13 protein-coding genes are annotated in these 14,787 nt (G+C 37.5%); 4 read left to right on the top strand and 9 right to left on the bottom strand.

Going from position 1 to position 14,787, the window contains the following annotated elements; translation table 11 throughout:
* Window positions 1-7 precede the first annotated feature (7 nt).
* From AC27E9_RS04815 to AC27E9_RS04805, 3 genes are read right to left on the bottom strand one after another with little or no spacing between them, the layout of a single operon-like run.
* Window positions 8-271: a hypothetical protein gene (locus tag AC27E9_RS04815; RefSeq protein WP_487127762.1), complete on the bottom strand. Its 264-nt coding sequence runs from the start codon at window positions 269-271 to the stop codon at window positions 8-10.
* A 34-nt stretch (window positions 272-305) separates the two neighbouring features.
* Window positions 306-818, bottom strand: coding sequence for a hypothetical protein (locus AC27E9_RS04810; protein WP_487127760.1), 513 nt, complete (start codon window positions 816-818; stop codon window positions 306-308).
* On the bottom strand, window positions 818-1,867 hold the full coding sequence (locus tag AC27E9_RS04805; protein ID WP_487127758.1) for a hypothetical protein: 1,050 nt from the start codon (window positions 1,865-1,867) through the stop codon (window positions 818-820). Before AC27E9_RS04805 ends, AC27E9_RS04810 begins: the two co-directional genes overlap by 1 nt.
* Window positions 1,868-2,339: 472 nt before the next feature.
* Between AC27E9_RS04805 and AC27E9_RS04800 the strand changes: the two genes are divergently transcribed.
* Window positions 2,340-3,152, top strand: coding sequence for a TIGR04219 family outer membrane beta-barrel protein (locus AC27E9_RS04800; protein WP_487127756.1), 813 nt, complete (start codon window positions 2,340-2,342; stop codon window positions 3,150-3,152).
* A gap of 34 nt (window positions 3,153-3,186) precedes the next feature.
* Here the strand turns inward: AC27E9_RS04800 and AC27E9_RS04795 are convergent, their stop codons facing one another.
* A complete protein-coding gene (locus tag AC27E9_RS04795) occupies window positions 3,187-4,125 on the bottom strand; it encodes a LysR family transcriptional regulator (RefSeq protein WP_487127754.1) in 939 nt (312 codons plus the stop codon).
* Window positions 4,126-4,299: 174 nt separating this feature from the next.
* Here AC27E9_RS04795 and AC27E9_RS04790 point away from each other — a divergent pair, with 174 nt between their 5' ends.
* On the top strand, window positions 4,300-5,556 hold the full coding sequence (locus AC27E9_RS04790; protein WP_487127752.1) for an FG-GAP repeat protein: 1,257 nt from the start codon (window positions 4,300-4,302) through the stop codon (window positions 5,554-5,556).
* Between the two features lie 152 nt (window positions 5,557-5,708).
* Here the strand turns inward: AC27E9_RS04790 and AC27E9_RS04785 are convergent, their stop codons facing one another.
* Together AC27E9_RS04785 and AC27E9_RS04780 are read right to left on the bottom strand one after the other, a co-directional pair.
* Window positions 5,709-5,885 (bottom strand): DUF3606 domain-containing protein, encoded by a 177-nt coding sequence (locus AC27E9_RS04785; protein WP_487127750.1) that lies wholly within the window; start codon window positions 5,883-5,885, stop codon window positions 5,709-5,711.
* 33 nt (window positions 5,886-5,918) lie between these two features.
* Window positions 5,919-6,068: a hypothetical protein gene (locus tag AC27E9_RS04780; RefSeq protein ID WP_487127748.1), complete on the bottom strand. Its 150-nt coding sequence runs from the start codon at window positions 6,066-6,068 to the stop codon at window positions 5,919-5,921.
* 394 nt (window positions 6,069-6,462) lie between these two features.
* Here AC27E9_RS04780 and AC27E9_RS04775 point away from each other — a divergent pair, with 394 nt between their 5' ends.
* A complete protein-coding gene (locus AC27E9_RS04775) occupies window positions 6,463-6,813 on the top strand; it encodes a hypothetical protein (protein ID WP_487127746.1) in 351 nt (116 codons plus the stop codon).
* On the opposite strand, the gene AC27E9_RS04770 is transcribed toward AC27E9_RS04775, so the two are convergent.
* From AC27E9_RS04770 to AC27E9_RS04760, 3 genes are all read right to left on the bottom strand, one after another.
* The gene (locus AC27E9_RS04770) at window positions 6,810-9,479 is read right to left on the bottom strand and encodes a protein kinase domain-containing protein (RefSeq protein WP_487127744.1); all 2,670 of its coding nucleotides are present in this window, start codon (window positions 9,477-9,479) and stop codon (window positions 6,810-6,812) included. The two genes, AC27E9_RS04775 and AC27E9_RS04770, sit on opposite strands and share 4 nt — an antisense overlap.
* Window positions 9,472-10,485 carry an FHA domain-containing protein gene (locus AC27E9_RS04765; RefSeq protein ID WP_487127742.1) on the bottom strand — a complete coding sequence of 338 codons (1,014 nt, stop codon included), beginning with the start codon at window positions 10,483-10,485 and terminating at the stop codon, window positions 9,472-9,474. The genes AC27E9_RS04770 and AC27E9_RS04765 overlap by 8 nt, the downstream gene beginning before the upstream one ends.
* Before the next feature lie 199 nt (window positions 10,486-10,684).
* Window positions 10,685-12,340, bottom strand: coding sequence for a methyl-accepting chemotaxis protein (locus AC27E9_RS04760; protein ID WP_487127740.1), 1,656 nt, complete (start codon window positions 12,338-12,340; stop codon window positions 10,685-10,687).
* A 234-nt stretch (window positions 12,341-12,574) separates the two neighbouring features.
* Between AC27E9_RS04760 and AC27E9_RS04755 the strand changes: the two genes are divergently transcribed.
* The gene (locus AC27E9_RS04755) at window positions 12,575-14,707 is read left to right on the top strand and encodes a TonB-dependent receptor (RefSeq protein WP_487127738.1); all 2,133 of its coding nucleotides are present in this window, start codon (window positions 12,575-12,577) and stop codon (window positions 14,705-14,707) included.
* Window positions 14,708-14,787: the final 80 nt, after the last annotated feature.

The following is a 14,787-nucleotide window of genomic DNA, read 5'->3' as shown; positions in this document are numbered from 1 at the left end:
TGACTTGTTAGCTGCCATTATATGAGGAGTGGACACCATCATAATAACCTTGAGCATAAGCTGCATGCGGACTTTTATGTCTCACTGTGCCCGCTTGGCTTAGAGGTAGTGACTCCAAATCGATATGAAGATTTTCCTCTCTCGTTCTGCCTGCTTGATAACCCAATTCATATGCACAACCTGCACATTTATGGCGACCATGGCCCCCCTGATCATGAGGTAGCGACTCAAGAAATGGCCAATGTCTGTGTTCTTGATTACATGTAGTCATTTTTATTCCCTTTTATAGCTAGTTGAAATCTCATTTACTTATGTAAGCTATCAATTTTACCGTCTGTATTTTTTGATCTTAATTCGTTTAGAAAGAAATAGTTTGCCAATATCACCCTAAAAACTGCATATAACTGCGAAAGTGTGAGCATACTAATCACAAAAAAAGAAAGAAATTTTGCATAGACTTTCCAGTCACTATTCAAAAATACTTTAGCAATAGGAACCACAAATTGAATTGATAAAACGACCATTAATACAATTGCAGACACCATTACTATTTCAACTAATTCGCTGAGGTAGTTAGCATCCGTATCAGCTTCTTTAATCGTGGTACTTGGTATTTTCGAGTCTTTAAAAACGCGACCAATAGCTCTAGGGTAGATTATGGCAATCCATGCACCAATAATTGCGAATATTATTGAAGATATGTTTAGTAAAGCACCTAGCGTATCTTTATATGCTCCGTAGTTTAGTTCAACGACAGTTTCTCTAAGAAAATAAGTAACAATTCCAGTGATTATTGCCAGAATGAAGTACTTAATCATTAGGATACCGCCTCTTCAACTTCAAAAACACTTTGTTCCAAAGGCCTTAATAAATCGCTTCTTTGTTGTGTTAAGGCTTGCAATAGTCTTTGAGGTGAAATTATTTGGTTTTCTTCACGGTTGACATTAATTTCTGCCGAAAATGAGACACTTGCCCCATTTAACATTATTCTTTTCCCATCATTGTAAATAAACCCAGCATTCCTAATTGAGCTATTTGTATTTAACTCTGAAAAGTTCGACAAAATTTGTCTTAATTGTTGCTCATTAGGCTCAAATTGTAATTCATGGGTAATTGAGCGAGTCTGCTGAAAAGTAGGCGTATTTCCAAGTAATCCCGAAAAAACTCTTTCTAAAGCTCGTCGGTCATCTTCAACAGTATAAGATAATGTTTCTCTTCTAATTATTCTTCTGATTTTGTGTAAGTTAGTTAATAATTCGGCTTCTAGCTCTTCTTGCTTTCTACCTACAGCATGGAATTTTGAATGTAAACGACTGGAATTGTTAGTTGGCTGCCCATCAGCAGAATAACCAATAACGGTACCCTCATTATTTTCTACACGATAACTTGATTTGTTTGCCAAAAAGCCATTGAGGTAATGATCTAAATTACTTTTACCTTGCATTGAATGTGTAAATCTAACCGTAGCAAAAACGTTTTGGCTAGGAATGAACCAAAAGTAACTTGGAAATCCGGGGATTGCAGGGGTACTACCAAACCCAGTCGTGAGCATATCTGTTTGCCCAGGTCTTTCCATAGGAGGCATACCATAAACGATGCCATTATCGTTTGCGACTTCATTCCATAAAATTAATAAGCTTTCGCTATTGAGATCATTTGTCTGTAGATCACAAAAGTATGTATTTCGTAAATCATTATCAGGATCTGCCTCATAACAGGTAGTATTTACAAATTCACGCCCATCTTTTGCCCAAGCGTTAAGTTGCATTAACGTGTCATCCATTGAGCTTAATGTCGGTTGTGAATTACCTCGTAAGAAGTAGCCGCACTTTTTAATATCAAAAAATTTAATTTTTGCTTCTAACATTTATATTCCTTTATTTGACAAAAATGCCAGACTAAAACTGGCAGCTAACAGCTAACAGCTAACAGCTAACAGCTAACAGCTAACAGCTTATGATGAGGAAATAATCCTTGTTTAAAACAGGATAATTCCCTCTTCTTAAATTTATTTTTTACATGACAACACTGAAATACGGTGATACTAAGATTAATTAGCTATAAAAATTTGAAAATCAGGATACTTAGCATTAAAAAAAAGTCCATTACACGGCATTACACAGAGATAAATGAAAGACTAATATTGATGACAAGAAACCGCTTAATGGCGGTTTTTTTTGTGCCTGTAAAATGATGAGATAAAAAACAAATATTGATTTAGGTCATTTAAAAGTAACAGTTATCGAAGTTACTTAATTTAAGGTTTCTTTTAAGATAAAAAATCGTTATTTTGACATAGCAAGCGATACTGTATTTTCATAAACAAGGATGATAACAATATGAAAAAATGCGTTTTGGCGACAATTTTTACCGCACTTCTTTCAACTAACGTGCAGGCAGATACCGTAGGTTTATATCTGGGCGGACAAGTTTGGCAAAGTGATGCAACTGGCACGCTTGGTGAAAGGAATTCATTAGTTGATTTTAATTTAAAAAAAGAACAACAAATTAACTACTTTGTTGCTATTGAACACCCTGTTCCTTTTCTTCCTAATTTTCGTATTTCAAGCACTGCACTCGATACCACAGGAAAAGCTACCTTAACGCAAGCGTTTAGCTTTAACGATGAAACTTTTGCTGCGGGAGATGAAGTTAGCGCTAGCTTTAATGTTAGTTATATCGACTACACCTTGTATTATGAATTATTTGATAATGACAAATTTTCATTTGATTTGGGGCTAAGTGCTAGAGACTTTAATGGCGATGTTACCGTTACTGGGCCAACCGTTACACTTGGCGATTGTGATCCCTCAGTACCCGACAACCCATGTACATTACCAACAACTTCTTATACCCCTGTGGAAAAAATAAAAACAGACGAAGTAGAGCCTATGTTATATGTTGCCACAAACATGAGTTTGCCATTGACGGGCTTAAGTGTGTTTGGCCAAGGTGATTTTTCATTTATAGGTGACCACTCGCTTTATGATTATCAAATTGGTTTAAATTACGATCTCGTTGATAGCATGATAGTAGATTTTAATGTCACTTTAGGCTATCGCACTGTAAAAATGGATTTAGCAGATGTAAATAACTTATATACCGAACTTGAGTTTAAAGGTGCTTTTTTCGGTGTAATTGCACACTTTTAAAAACTTAGGTGACATATCCTATTACGGCACACAATTATGTTTTCATAAACTTAAGCACTTTTTCTATTTGATGCGTTCTTCGATTAATAAATATTTGCTTAATATGCTTTCGTAACCAAATTAAGCCTTTATCTGCACTTTGCCGCTTGTGCCATAACATAGAAATAGACGTATGGGGAATTTCGACTGGCGGACGAGTAATTGCGAGTTCACCGCTGTCTACATAGTTATGAAGAAGATCTGTAGGTAAAACCGCAATAAGATCACTCTCTTTAATGATAGGTAGCGCAGATGAAAAACTATTGACCGTAAAAGCGACACGCCGCGCTAAACCTAATTGCTGTAACGCTTGGTCAGTAGGGTTAGAAATATCACCTGACAATGAAACGAGTAGATGCTGCGCTAGAGCAAACTCCTCAGCAGTTAGCGGCTTTTTTGCCAAAGGATGGTTTTTGCGCATGGCACAAACATAACTCGTATCGAATAAATGATCTGAACAAATATTCTCTAATGAACGATTGCTTTGCCCTATTACAAGGTCAACATCAGCATCGTCCAATAGAGGCTTAGTGCAAGCTATGGTGTAGGGAACCGCATGTAAATTTAACCCTGGGGCTTCTTTCTCAAATAATTTACGCATGTCTAACCAAAGCGTATTAAGCGCGATATCTGGCAAAGCTATTCTAAAGGTACGTATAGCGTTTTTTGCCTCAAAATCTTCAGGCTCTATTGCTTGATTAATATTATGTAAGGCGTCTCGCACTTTCTCCCAAAGGTTTTTTGCGTAGGTAGTAGGCTGGACTTTACGGCCATCAGGAACAAACAACTCGTCTTTCCACAATATGCGCATTCTGGCCAGCGCATTTGAAACAGCAGGTTGAGTCATCGATAATCGCTCTGCCGCTCGTGTGATTGAATTTTCCGTCATTATCACGTCGAAAATAACTAATAATTTTAATTCATGGGGTCGCATAATTATTGTCCTTGATTACAGCCGTCAATCCATCACATTACTTTATATATAAGTAATAAATTCACCTTAATCATCACATTTTGAAATGAATATAATATCATTATAGAATTATATTTTATGCTTGTACCCACTTAATATGGGTTGAGTAGTAGCAGACACATAAAGAGTATAAAAATGAAAACTGTAACCATAAGAATTACTTACCTACTTGGCCTAGCTGCCACACTATATTTTAGTGCTGTACCAAGTTATGCAAATGACTTTGTTGAACAGGCTAAACTCCTTGGCGATGATAGTGTAAGTAATGACCTCTTTGGCTACAGCGTCGCATTATCTAAAGATACTGCTGTTGTTGGCGCTTATAAAGTTGATGATGAGCAAGAAAAAGACGTGGGGGCTGCTTATGTATACGTTCGTTCAAATAATGTTTGGATACAGCAAGCTAAACTCATGGCAGCTGATGGCGAACCTGGGGATACATTTGGCGGCAAAGTTGAAATATTAGGTAATACCGCTGTGGTTGGTGTTATTCGAGATGACGATGAAATTAATGGTAAAGACTCAGGCTCAGCATACATTTTTGAACGCACAGGCACCAATTGGCGTCAGCAAGTAAAACTTACCGCCATGGATGCCTCAGCAGGTGATTCTTTTGGTTGGAGTATCGGCTTATCTGACGACACCCTAGTAATAGGAGCTCCCTTTGATGACGATAAAGGTAAGAACTCTGGTTCAGTTTACATTTTTACCCGCACGGGAAACACTTGGCAGCAGCAAGCTAAAATTACCGCAAAAGACGGCAGTGAGGGTGATGTATTTGGTATTAGCGCCGCTATCTCGGGTGATACAATATTAGTGGGTGCCGATCTAAATGAAGAAAAGGGCTTCAATGCTGGCGCTGCCTATGTATTTACTCGCTCTAAAGGTGTTTGGACTCAACAAAAAAAGCTTACGGCAAATGATGGCGCTGAAGGAGATCTTTTTGGTGTTAGAGTGGCATTAGAGAAAGATACAGCTTTGATATCTGCACGAAGAGATGACGATAATATTATGGGGGTTGATTCTGGCTCTGCCTATATTTTCACCCGAACAGGTAATTCATGGAGCCAGCAAGCAAAACTGACTGCCCCCGATGGTGCGAAGGATGATCGCTTCGGACGAAGTGTTGCCCTTTCTGGCGACAATGTATTAATAGGAGCAATGTTTCAAGATGAGCAAGGGGAAAACTCAGGATCAGCATATTTGTTCAGACGTTCAGGCCGAACTTGGAATTTCAAAACTCAATTAATGCCTAAAGATGGTAGTAAAGGTGACGTGTTTGGTTGGAACGTTGCGCTTTGGAATAATACCGCATTAATTTCAGCAAATAGGGATAATGATAAAGGCGAAAACTCTGGCTCTGCTTATATATTTGACCTAAAGAAAAACTAGATAACTAATTTCCTTAAATGAAATGGCTAGAGAGATCATAAGAATGCGCTATTAATATACAATAGCTTCTATATAAAATTGTAAACATTAACAACTAGCAACGCTAAGTTATTAATCAATATAGAAGTTATTGTGTTCATTTCAATTAAATATTATTTACTCAAATACGCTCTTAAGGCTTTTTCCGACTTACCTACTGCCATGACTGCAGCCCGTAAATCACCTTCACTGCAACGAAATGATTTACACCAATTAGCGATTTTTTTGGGATCATCAATATCAACTTGTTTGTTATCTTCAGGGCTTCTGCGTGCTTTATCGTATGACATGCTTACACTCCTATTAAACTAACTTAGTTTTTGCTATTTATTACAACCATTTTTCGCACAACTAACGGGTTGTGATGATGTTACCCAGTGTTCTGATTCCTTTTTGGTATTGCTGCCACACCCCGTGGTGCCATTTTTATTAGCACGATGCACTATGCCACTGGGTAAATGCTTTACCTGCATACTTAATTCCCTAAGACCTCTGAGCAAACATGTGAAATTAAAAATATAGCGTGCTTAGCGAAAAAAGAACATTACACGCCATTACAAGGAAATTGACATTGATAATATTGAAGAATTTCCACTTATTCTTAAGGTAAAAAAGCTGACGTAGCATTACAAAAATTGGCGAGTTATCAAGTTCAATAATAATTGCCATTGAATTGCGTGGATGGAATATATCTCTTTATAAAATAAATACTTAAATATACAGGAGTTTAATAAAAACAATTAAAGCCATTATCAAAAACAAGCTGTAATTGCCTGTTATGGCAGGATTCATTTGCACGTTCTAATTTTCTATTCGTTTCAAGTGTGCTCATACCGAGTATCACGAAAAATGAATAGGAAATCCCCCATGAAAAGATATTTAACAGCATTATCTGCCACCTTAGTTTTAACTAGCAGCATTTACCTGCCTAACGCATTAGCAACTAACTCAAGCACTATGTTAATTACTATCGCTGAATCATCGCCAACTCTCATTGAGCGACTTAACTCAATTGCAGGCGATGAGCCAAAGCTTCTCAAGAGTTTATTAGCTTTAGCGGATTCAAACCCTTTACAATTAGAGCGCTTATTGAACTTGCAGCTTTCAGATCCTATTGCTTTTCAGCAATTAATTGAAATTGAAAGCATCAAAAATAGTGACGCTGGAAGCGCATCATTACAAGGTACCATTAGTGATGGCGGTATTATTCGAAACTAAACACTACATCGACTAGCATTATCGTAGTCAGTCATTAATTGCTGGAATAGTTGCTCATTACAGAGAGCATCAAACCAAGGAAGGTTAAACAAAACCGAACCTGTATTGTTAATCAATGCTGCTTTAACATGATGAATTGCAGAAGCCTTTTCATTCAATAAGCTATATACAATCGCGGAAGCATACGCAACCTCACCACTATTCGGAGCTAAAACCTGTGCTCTATTTAACGATTCTACTGCCTTACTTGCTTGTTTCAAATGACCATAAGCTTGAGCAAGGTTTGTGAGATATTTAACTTCATTTTTACCAACAAGAATAGAAACGACCTGCTGATAATGAGACTTAGCTAACTCTTTTTGGCCTAATATCATTTCTATATCAGCCAAATTTAGCAAGTTAACGGGCTGCATTGGAAACAATTCAAAAGCTTTCTGCGCATATTCTTTAGATTTATCATACTGCTTGTTCAACGCATACGCTAAGCTCAAGTTAGTAAAATCTCTGCTTGAATCAACATTCTTTACAATTTTTTCATATGTGCTTATGGCCAAACTAAGCTTACCTTGCAGTAACCAAATATTGGCTTGCAGCTGCATCGCTCTTCTATTATCCGCCACAGTTTCTAACATAGCGCCAACCGTGCGTTCTGCACTACTCAAGTCCCCAGCCCGCCAATAACTAAATGCAATGTTATACTGCAAGCTTGAACTTGGCCGTAATTCAAAAGCTCTTAAGTATGATTTTGCTGCTTGCTCGTATCGTCCTGAAATAAAAAATATGTAGGCTTCAAGCTCTAGAACACTTAAGCCGTCTGCACCCCGCTTTTTCGCTTCAGCAATTTGAGCTATTGCCGCATCCAATTCTCCCTTATCGGAATATAGCCAAAAACGGTCAATAGCTTCATAAATACTGTAACGATATTCTGGTGGCGAGCTTTGTATAACCAATTCTAGCTGGTTCAAGTATTTTTGATTTTTTGAATCCAAGTAAAGATCTAAGGCCGTATCTCGATATAAAGCATAACCAGCATACAAATAAGGTGAACGTTGTAAAATTTTCTCTAATTTTTCTAAGCTTGAACCTTGGTAATTACCTGTTAATTTAATTTCACTATAAAGCTCAATATAGTTGCGATAATCATCTTCGCTTATTGGCCTTTGAACCAAATCAGACTGATTAACATCATTATATTCTGGGTACAGAGATGAAAACTGTGTTTGGCTAACACTATAAATTTCATTAAACCTTTGAGCAGGTACCAACCAACTTTTTTCAAATTTAGCGATTAATGCGTTTTCACTTTTTGGATTAGCAACTAAACGAGCAAATTTTACATTACATCGACTACTGTTACATTCAAGTTCGGTTGAAATAATATCGCTTGCGCCAGCAGCTTGTTGTAATTTCTTTAAATTATTGGGATATGCTTTTGTAATCGCAGCCACTTCTCGTTGCGATATTAGATACATGCTTTTAGTGTTAATTACAGCTTGCCTTAAGGCATCTTCAACAGCCGACACCACCAAGTTTTGCTGCATTGGAGCCATCGCTTGACTATGAGAAACAACCGGCCTTAATACTACAACCTGCTTACTTTCAGTTTCTTTCGGTGAATGAGTCAACAATAAAGAAAACAGTACTGTTAGCAAAACGCAAAAACTCAGAACATACTTTGTCTGCATAATCCCCTGTTTTATTTTTTTTGTTGCTAACGCCTTAATTTGAGCATTTGTCGTACTTGCCTTTACAGAATTTTCGGTAGATAAACTAGGGTTATAAATAGACGTAATGTCAGCCGTTTGCTCTTGCGCAATTTGTTGCTGCAACAAAGCATTTTCAATGTGTTTTACTCTGTGCGCTATATCTGCTGCAGTTAAGGTACGTTTATCCGTGACTTTAGTCAGCATTGCCATTATTAAACTAGTTAACGCATCGGGCGTATCTAACAGCAAATTTTCAGCATGCTCAGGCTCACTATTAATAATATTTTCAGCGACTTTATTTGCGGCTCCGTTATCGAAAGGATGACTACCAACGATAAGCTGATAGGCAATAATACCAAAGGAGAAAATATCGCTTCGAAAGTCGACCGTTTGCTGATTTAACTGCTCAGGAGACATATAACGTACGCAGCCAAACGAATTTTTATATTGCTCGAGAGCTTGTTCAACTTCTTTAAGTTGGGTGTCACCGCTTTGTTTATTGGTTAAACAAGCAATGCCAAAGTCGGCAATTTTTAGATGCCCGTCATTATTCACCAAAATATTGCTAGGCTTTAAATCACAATGAACAATGCCATTTTTATGCGCTTCTGCAAGCCCTGCTGCTAGTTGACGTAGCAACGACAGTTTTTGAATTAATGTTAATTGATTTTCATGTTGATATTGCGTCAGTGTTTTACTGTTAAAATACTCCATCACCAAAGCTATGTGCTGCTCTTGTTCTTCAATATTAAAAATTTGAATAATATTGCTATGATTAACACGCGCCAAAACACGAGCCTCTTTTAGGGCAAGATCAACCTTGGTATCTGTAGATTGGTGTCGTAAAGTTTTTATGGCCACTTGGCGATGCAAATGACTGTCGATTGCTAGGTGCACTTGCCCCATGCCACCTTCACCTAGAAGTCTTTCTTGGCGATAACGAGGTAAATTTTTATCCATGTAAAACCGTTAACGATACTGCTTCATGCCCTTGATTTACAATAAGGTTTTTTCCTTTGTAAATTCGATAGTAACTGCCAGCAAAGCGTATTTTTTTGCCCTTGCGCTCAATAAGTTCATCGCCATCGCAAGCACCATTAAGCATTTCTCTAAACTGCTTTTTAGCGCGACAAACTTGGGTGTTAAATAAGGTAATATCGTAACCTAACTCTTTGGCAATAACTTCCGGCAATATCCAACCCTGATTATATTCGTCGATGCCCTTTTTAGCATCTTGATCTCTATGCCGAGCTAAACTTAAGGTCAAATAATGATGGGCTTTGGTTAATAAGCAGTGCTTTTCTTCAGCGGTGATCACCGTAAGTTCTGTGGATTCTTCATCAAGGCTTAAATTGAAGCGATATTTAAGTTCATCAGCCGATAATTTAGATTTTTCCAATTGTTCAGTGTTGTCACTGTTATTGTTAAGTTTCAATTGCCAATTGGTGTTAGCAAAATGCAATAAATCTAAATCTGCGATTGGATAAGCGCTACCATCGGCATCATCGAGGTATTCTTTATACCACTCATTTTTACTTTGCACGTAAAACAATGCGATTTCAGCTTCTTGCTCTGTAGGTAGTAAATTGTAATCTGACAAGATTATTGGTGCTTTTTCTGTTGTTTTTGTCGCTTGTTCAACGGCTAACAACATGTTTTTCGGTTGAGTAAGATCTTGCACGACCATACCGTGTGTAGACGCTTGCCCAAAATACAGCTTATCGCCAACACGAAGCTTTTGAGCCTGATCTCGAACTAATTTATGGTTATTTACCCAAGTACCGTTTTTACTTAAATCTCTAATATGCCAATGGCAGTTTCGCCATTCAATCACCGCATGTGTTCTTGATATTTCCGGAGAGTTAATAACAGTATCAACATTCGTCGTTGACCGCCCAATACAATGATAGGCGTTTAAGTAACTTAAACTTTGTTCGCGATTAGCAATATTTAAAATTGCAGCCATATGATTATTCTTGAATTACTTGAGCTTCTATTAAATTATAATAATGCATTGAACTGAGATTTGCATATAAATGCAAATTAGTTATTAATAAATATGATAAAAGCGCTTAAAATCGAACAATAATCATCCAATCAAGTTCAACAATTTAAAAAGGCGCTGATTAGCGCCCATTAAAAACTCAAAAACCTTACCGCTAAAGCTAAGTGACTGAATTAACTTTAAAGTAAGCAATTTGTTGCTTTAAGTTTGCTGCAAGCATTTCTAAAGTGTTTGCAACATCATTGTTCTTCTCTAATGAACTTGTAGACGAGTCAGCCATATCAGCAACACTTTTCATACCTTCATAGAGTTCATCAATAGCAATAATTTGCTCTTTTGAAGCATCTACAACTTGACGAACATTTAGCAACGAACCGTTCGCTTGATTTTCAATTTCTTTAAGTAGCTCTGCTGAATCAACACCCAATGCTAAACCTTTCTCTATTTTTGGTAGGGTTGACTCCATCGCCACGACTGAATCAGCCGTTTCCTTGGTAATTTCCGTTAGCATGGTTTCTATTTCTGAGGTTGCAGAGCCGGTACTTTGCGCTAGTGTTCTAACTTCATCAGCAACAACAGCAAAGCCTCGACCTGATTCGCCTGCTCTTGCCGCTTCAATAGCAGCATTTAGTGCTAACAAGTTAGTTTGATCAGATATACCGCTAATAACAGAAATAATGCCACTGATATCTCTGGTGCGTTGTTCGAGCTTTTGTAACTTATCTAATGCGCTACTAACAGTGGTAAGGATTTTTTCAATTTCAACAGCTGTTGCATTAACCGAGGTACTACCCGCCTTACAAGACTCTAACGTTTGTGACGAGTTTTGTTCTGTTTGAACTAGTAGCTCTGAAACACCGTAAGTTTTATCACGCATTTCGTTTAAGTTTGCTGTGGCAAGTGCGGTGTATTCACGTTGTTGTTGCACTAAATCAAGTACATCAGCAGAGCCAGAAGAAACAATATCTATTTGGCCATTAATTTCTTTTGACGCGCCAGCAATATTTGCAACTGTAGAGCTTAGCTGGTTTTGAGTTTTCTTTAATGAAAACAATACGCTGTTCTCATAACGCACTTCAATATTTTGCGTTAAATCACCTTCAGCAACTTTTGATAATAAACTAGCCACTTCACTCGGCTCACCATCCAGTGAAATTTTCAAACCTTTGGCAATACGGTATACAATTAAACCGCTGATCAAAAATGCTATGCCTGTAAGTGCTAACATAACACCTTCAAAACTGGCCGCGGTTTCTCGCACCATTTTTGTTGCCAGTTGGTTCTCATGTTCCTGATAATCAATAAACTGATTAATTGCTGCTAACCACTCAACGAATGCTGGACGAACTTTAGATAACAATAGCAACTCGGCCTGCTGTTGATTACCTTGTTGAATTTGTTGAATAACTTGCTGTACTAAAGGCATGGTTTTATTTTCGATACGCCTAATGCTACTAAGAATACTTTCCTCATTAGGTGTTGAGCCATCTAACATCAATTTATCTAACGGTACTCTAGAGTCATTATAAAAATTTTCTAAACGAGAAATGTCTTTTAAAGCACTTTGTAATTCATGGTTTTCTCGCACCAATACAACATCACGAATAGCAATAGCTCGGTCGTGCACGCTACCACGGAAGTTTATCGCATAGCGTTGTTTAACAGAGTTAATATCGGTAATTACCGTCATTGATTTATCAATAGCATTAACACTATTAATTCCGACAATAGTAAGTACTAACATCATGATAAGAACAGCGCCAAAACCGATGAGTAGTCGAGTTTGTACGGTCGCACGAGTAAATAAATTAAACATAAAGCAATAGCCTTTAACAAATACTAAAGCTTAACTTCCTAAAAGCTTGCCTTAGTTAATACAGTGTCGTTACTAGACCGAGCAGAGCTAGATTGAATTTCATTTAGCACAATCATTAATAAAAATGATGTAAATCAAGCTAAGATTAAAACTAAAAAACAAACATTGCAAATGATAATGATTAACATTAAGATCCGGCCGATTTTATAATGCACAACATCAAATGGATTGAAAATGCTAAAAACTAAACTAACTTTACTCGCCCTATTTATCTCGCAAAGTGTTAACGCTCAAGTCATTAAATCAACCGATGATTCTGCAATTGAGAGCATTGAGCGTATAGTCGTTACCGGTAGTCGTATCGTAGAAAGTATCGACGAAGTTCCAGCCACTATTACAATTATTAATCGCAAGCAAATTGAAGCCCAACTTAAAGTATCCCCTGAATTACAATCTCTTCTGGCTGCGCTTGTACCAGGCTTGGCACCAAGTACAGGTTCGTCGAGCAACTCTAGCCAAACGCTTAGAGGCCGCTCACCATTAGTTATGATTGATGGTGTACCGCAATCGACACCACTAAGAAATGGCTCTTTAGGTATCAGAACATTGGATGCAAGTGTTATTGAGCGTATAGAAGTCATTAAAGGGGCCACGTCTATATACGGTAATGGCGCAGCTGGCGGTATTATTAACTACATCACTAAACGTGCAAATGACAATGGAGAAATAAATGGACATGTTAGTTTGTCGAGCCGATTTAGCGCAGTTAAATTTGAAGATAGCGCAGGCCAGCGCATTGAAGGTTCAATAAATGGCAGTATTGATAAATTTAGCTATGTGCTTAACGCCAGCTATGAAGAAAATGGCGTTCAACGTGATGCAGAAGGCGATGTACAAGGTTTGATTTATGGTCTTTCTGATGCAAAAGTACAAAACTATTTTTCAAAATTTGGCTATCAGCTTGATGAAGATAAATCATTTCAATTGACCTACAATCACTATCGTTCTGAACAAAAAAGCGACTTAGTTGATGTTATTGGCAGTGTAAACTCTGGGGTGAAGACTTACGCAATAGAAGCACCAACTGGCACTATTAAACCAGGGGTTCCTCAAGGCCCTAAAAACGATAATTTGATGTTCAAGTATACCGATGAGGCATTATTTGAAAGCACACAAATTGTTATTGATGCATACACACAAAAAATTAAGAATATATTTTTCTTCTCGCCCTCATTGGCTAATCCTAGTGAAGGGTACGACGGTGGCCAGTCGTTAATAAAATCAGATAAAAAAGGCTTACGAGTAACACTGAATAGCCAATTTGAATGGGAGAATATTGATGCCACATTTATTTACGGACTTGATGCACTAAACGATATCACCTCGCAGCCCTTAGTAGACGGACGTAAATGGGTTCCTGAAATGGATATGGATAATCTGGCAGGCTTTCTACAGAGTAAATGGGTTTATAAAGACGATTTGATCATTAAAGCTGGTATTCGACGAGAAGAAATTGATTTAGCAGTAGATGACTATAGCACCTTGAAACTTTGCGTATCAGCAGAAACTTGTTCTATTCCTGTCGATGTAACTGGTGACACCTTAAATTATCGTGCAACCACCTATAACTTTGGTATTCGCTACAACATGATGGAGGCTTTTCAACCTTTTGCCAACTACTCTCAAGGAGCAGATATTTCTGATATCGGACGATTACTGCGCACAGCCACAGTAACTGATATTGGCTTGGTTCAAACAGAGGCATCAATCATAGACAATTATGAAATAGGTTTTGTATCAAATATTGATAATATTCACTTTGAATTCTCCGCTTATCGTAGTACTTCAGAACTTGGTACAACAAATAAATACGATCCAGCAACAGGCGTGTATTTACCGGTTAGAGCTCCGCAAGAGATATACGGTTATGAAGCATTAGTTGATTATAAAATTTCATCAGAGCTAAGCATTTCAGCTACTTATGCTTGGATTGAAGGCAAAGATACCGCTAATGATATTTACCTAGGTGCAAAACAAATAAGTGCTCCTAAAGGTACCATCAATATTAATTGGCAACCATTAGACGGAGCTTCTGTTTCAATGACTTACTTACATGTTAGTGACCGAAAAAAATTCGATCAAGTTGACGGAAAATACGTTGGTGATAAGGGCCCAATCGACAGCTATAATATTGTAAATTTAAGTGGTAATTACACATTAAACACTGCGTGGTCAGCATTCATTGGTGTAGAGAACTTATTTAACCAAGATTATTTCCCCGCTAAGTCTCAAGCTTATACCTATAACGGCTACAACGTTAAAGGCTTAGGTACAACAGTTAATGTCGGCATGAACTATCAATTCTAACCGTCATTATTCGCACCATTAATTAAGTAAGGCCGGTACACGGCTTTACTTAATTAAACATTCCCAAAATCTCATTAGGC

It is taken from the genome of Colwellia meonggei (assembly GCF_057537295.1).
The sequence above is the reverse complement of the archived record's forward strand: the minus strand, read 5'-3'. Positions and strand labels throughout refer to the sequence as shown.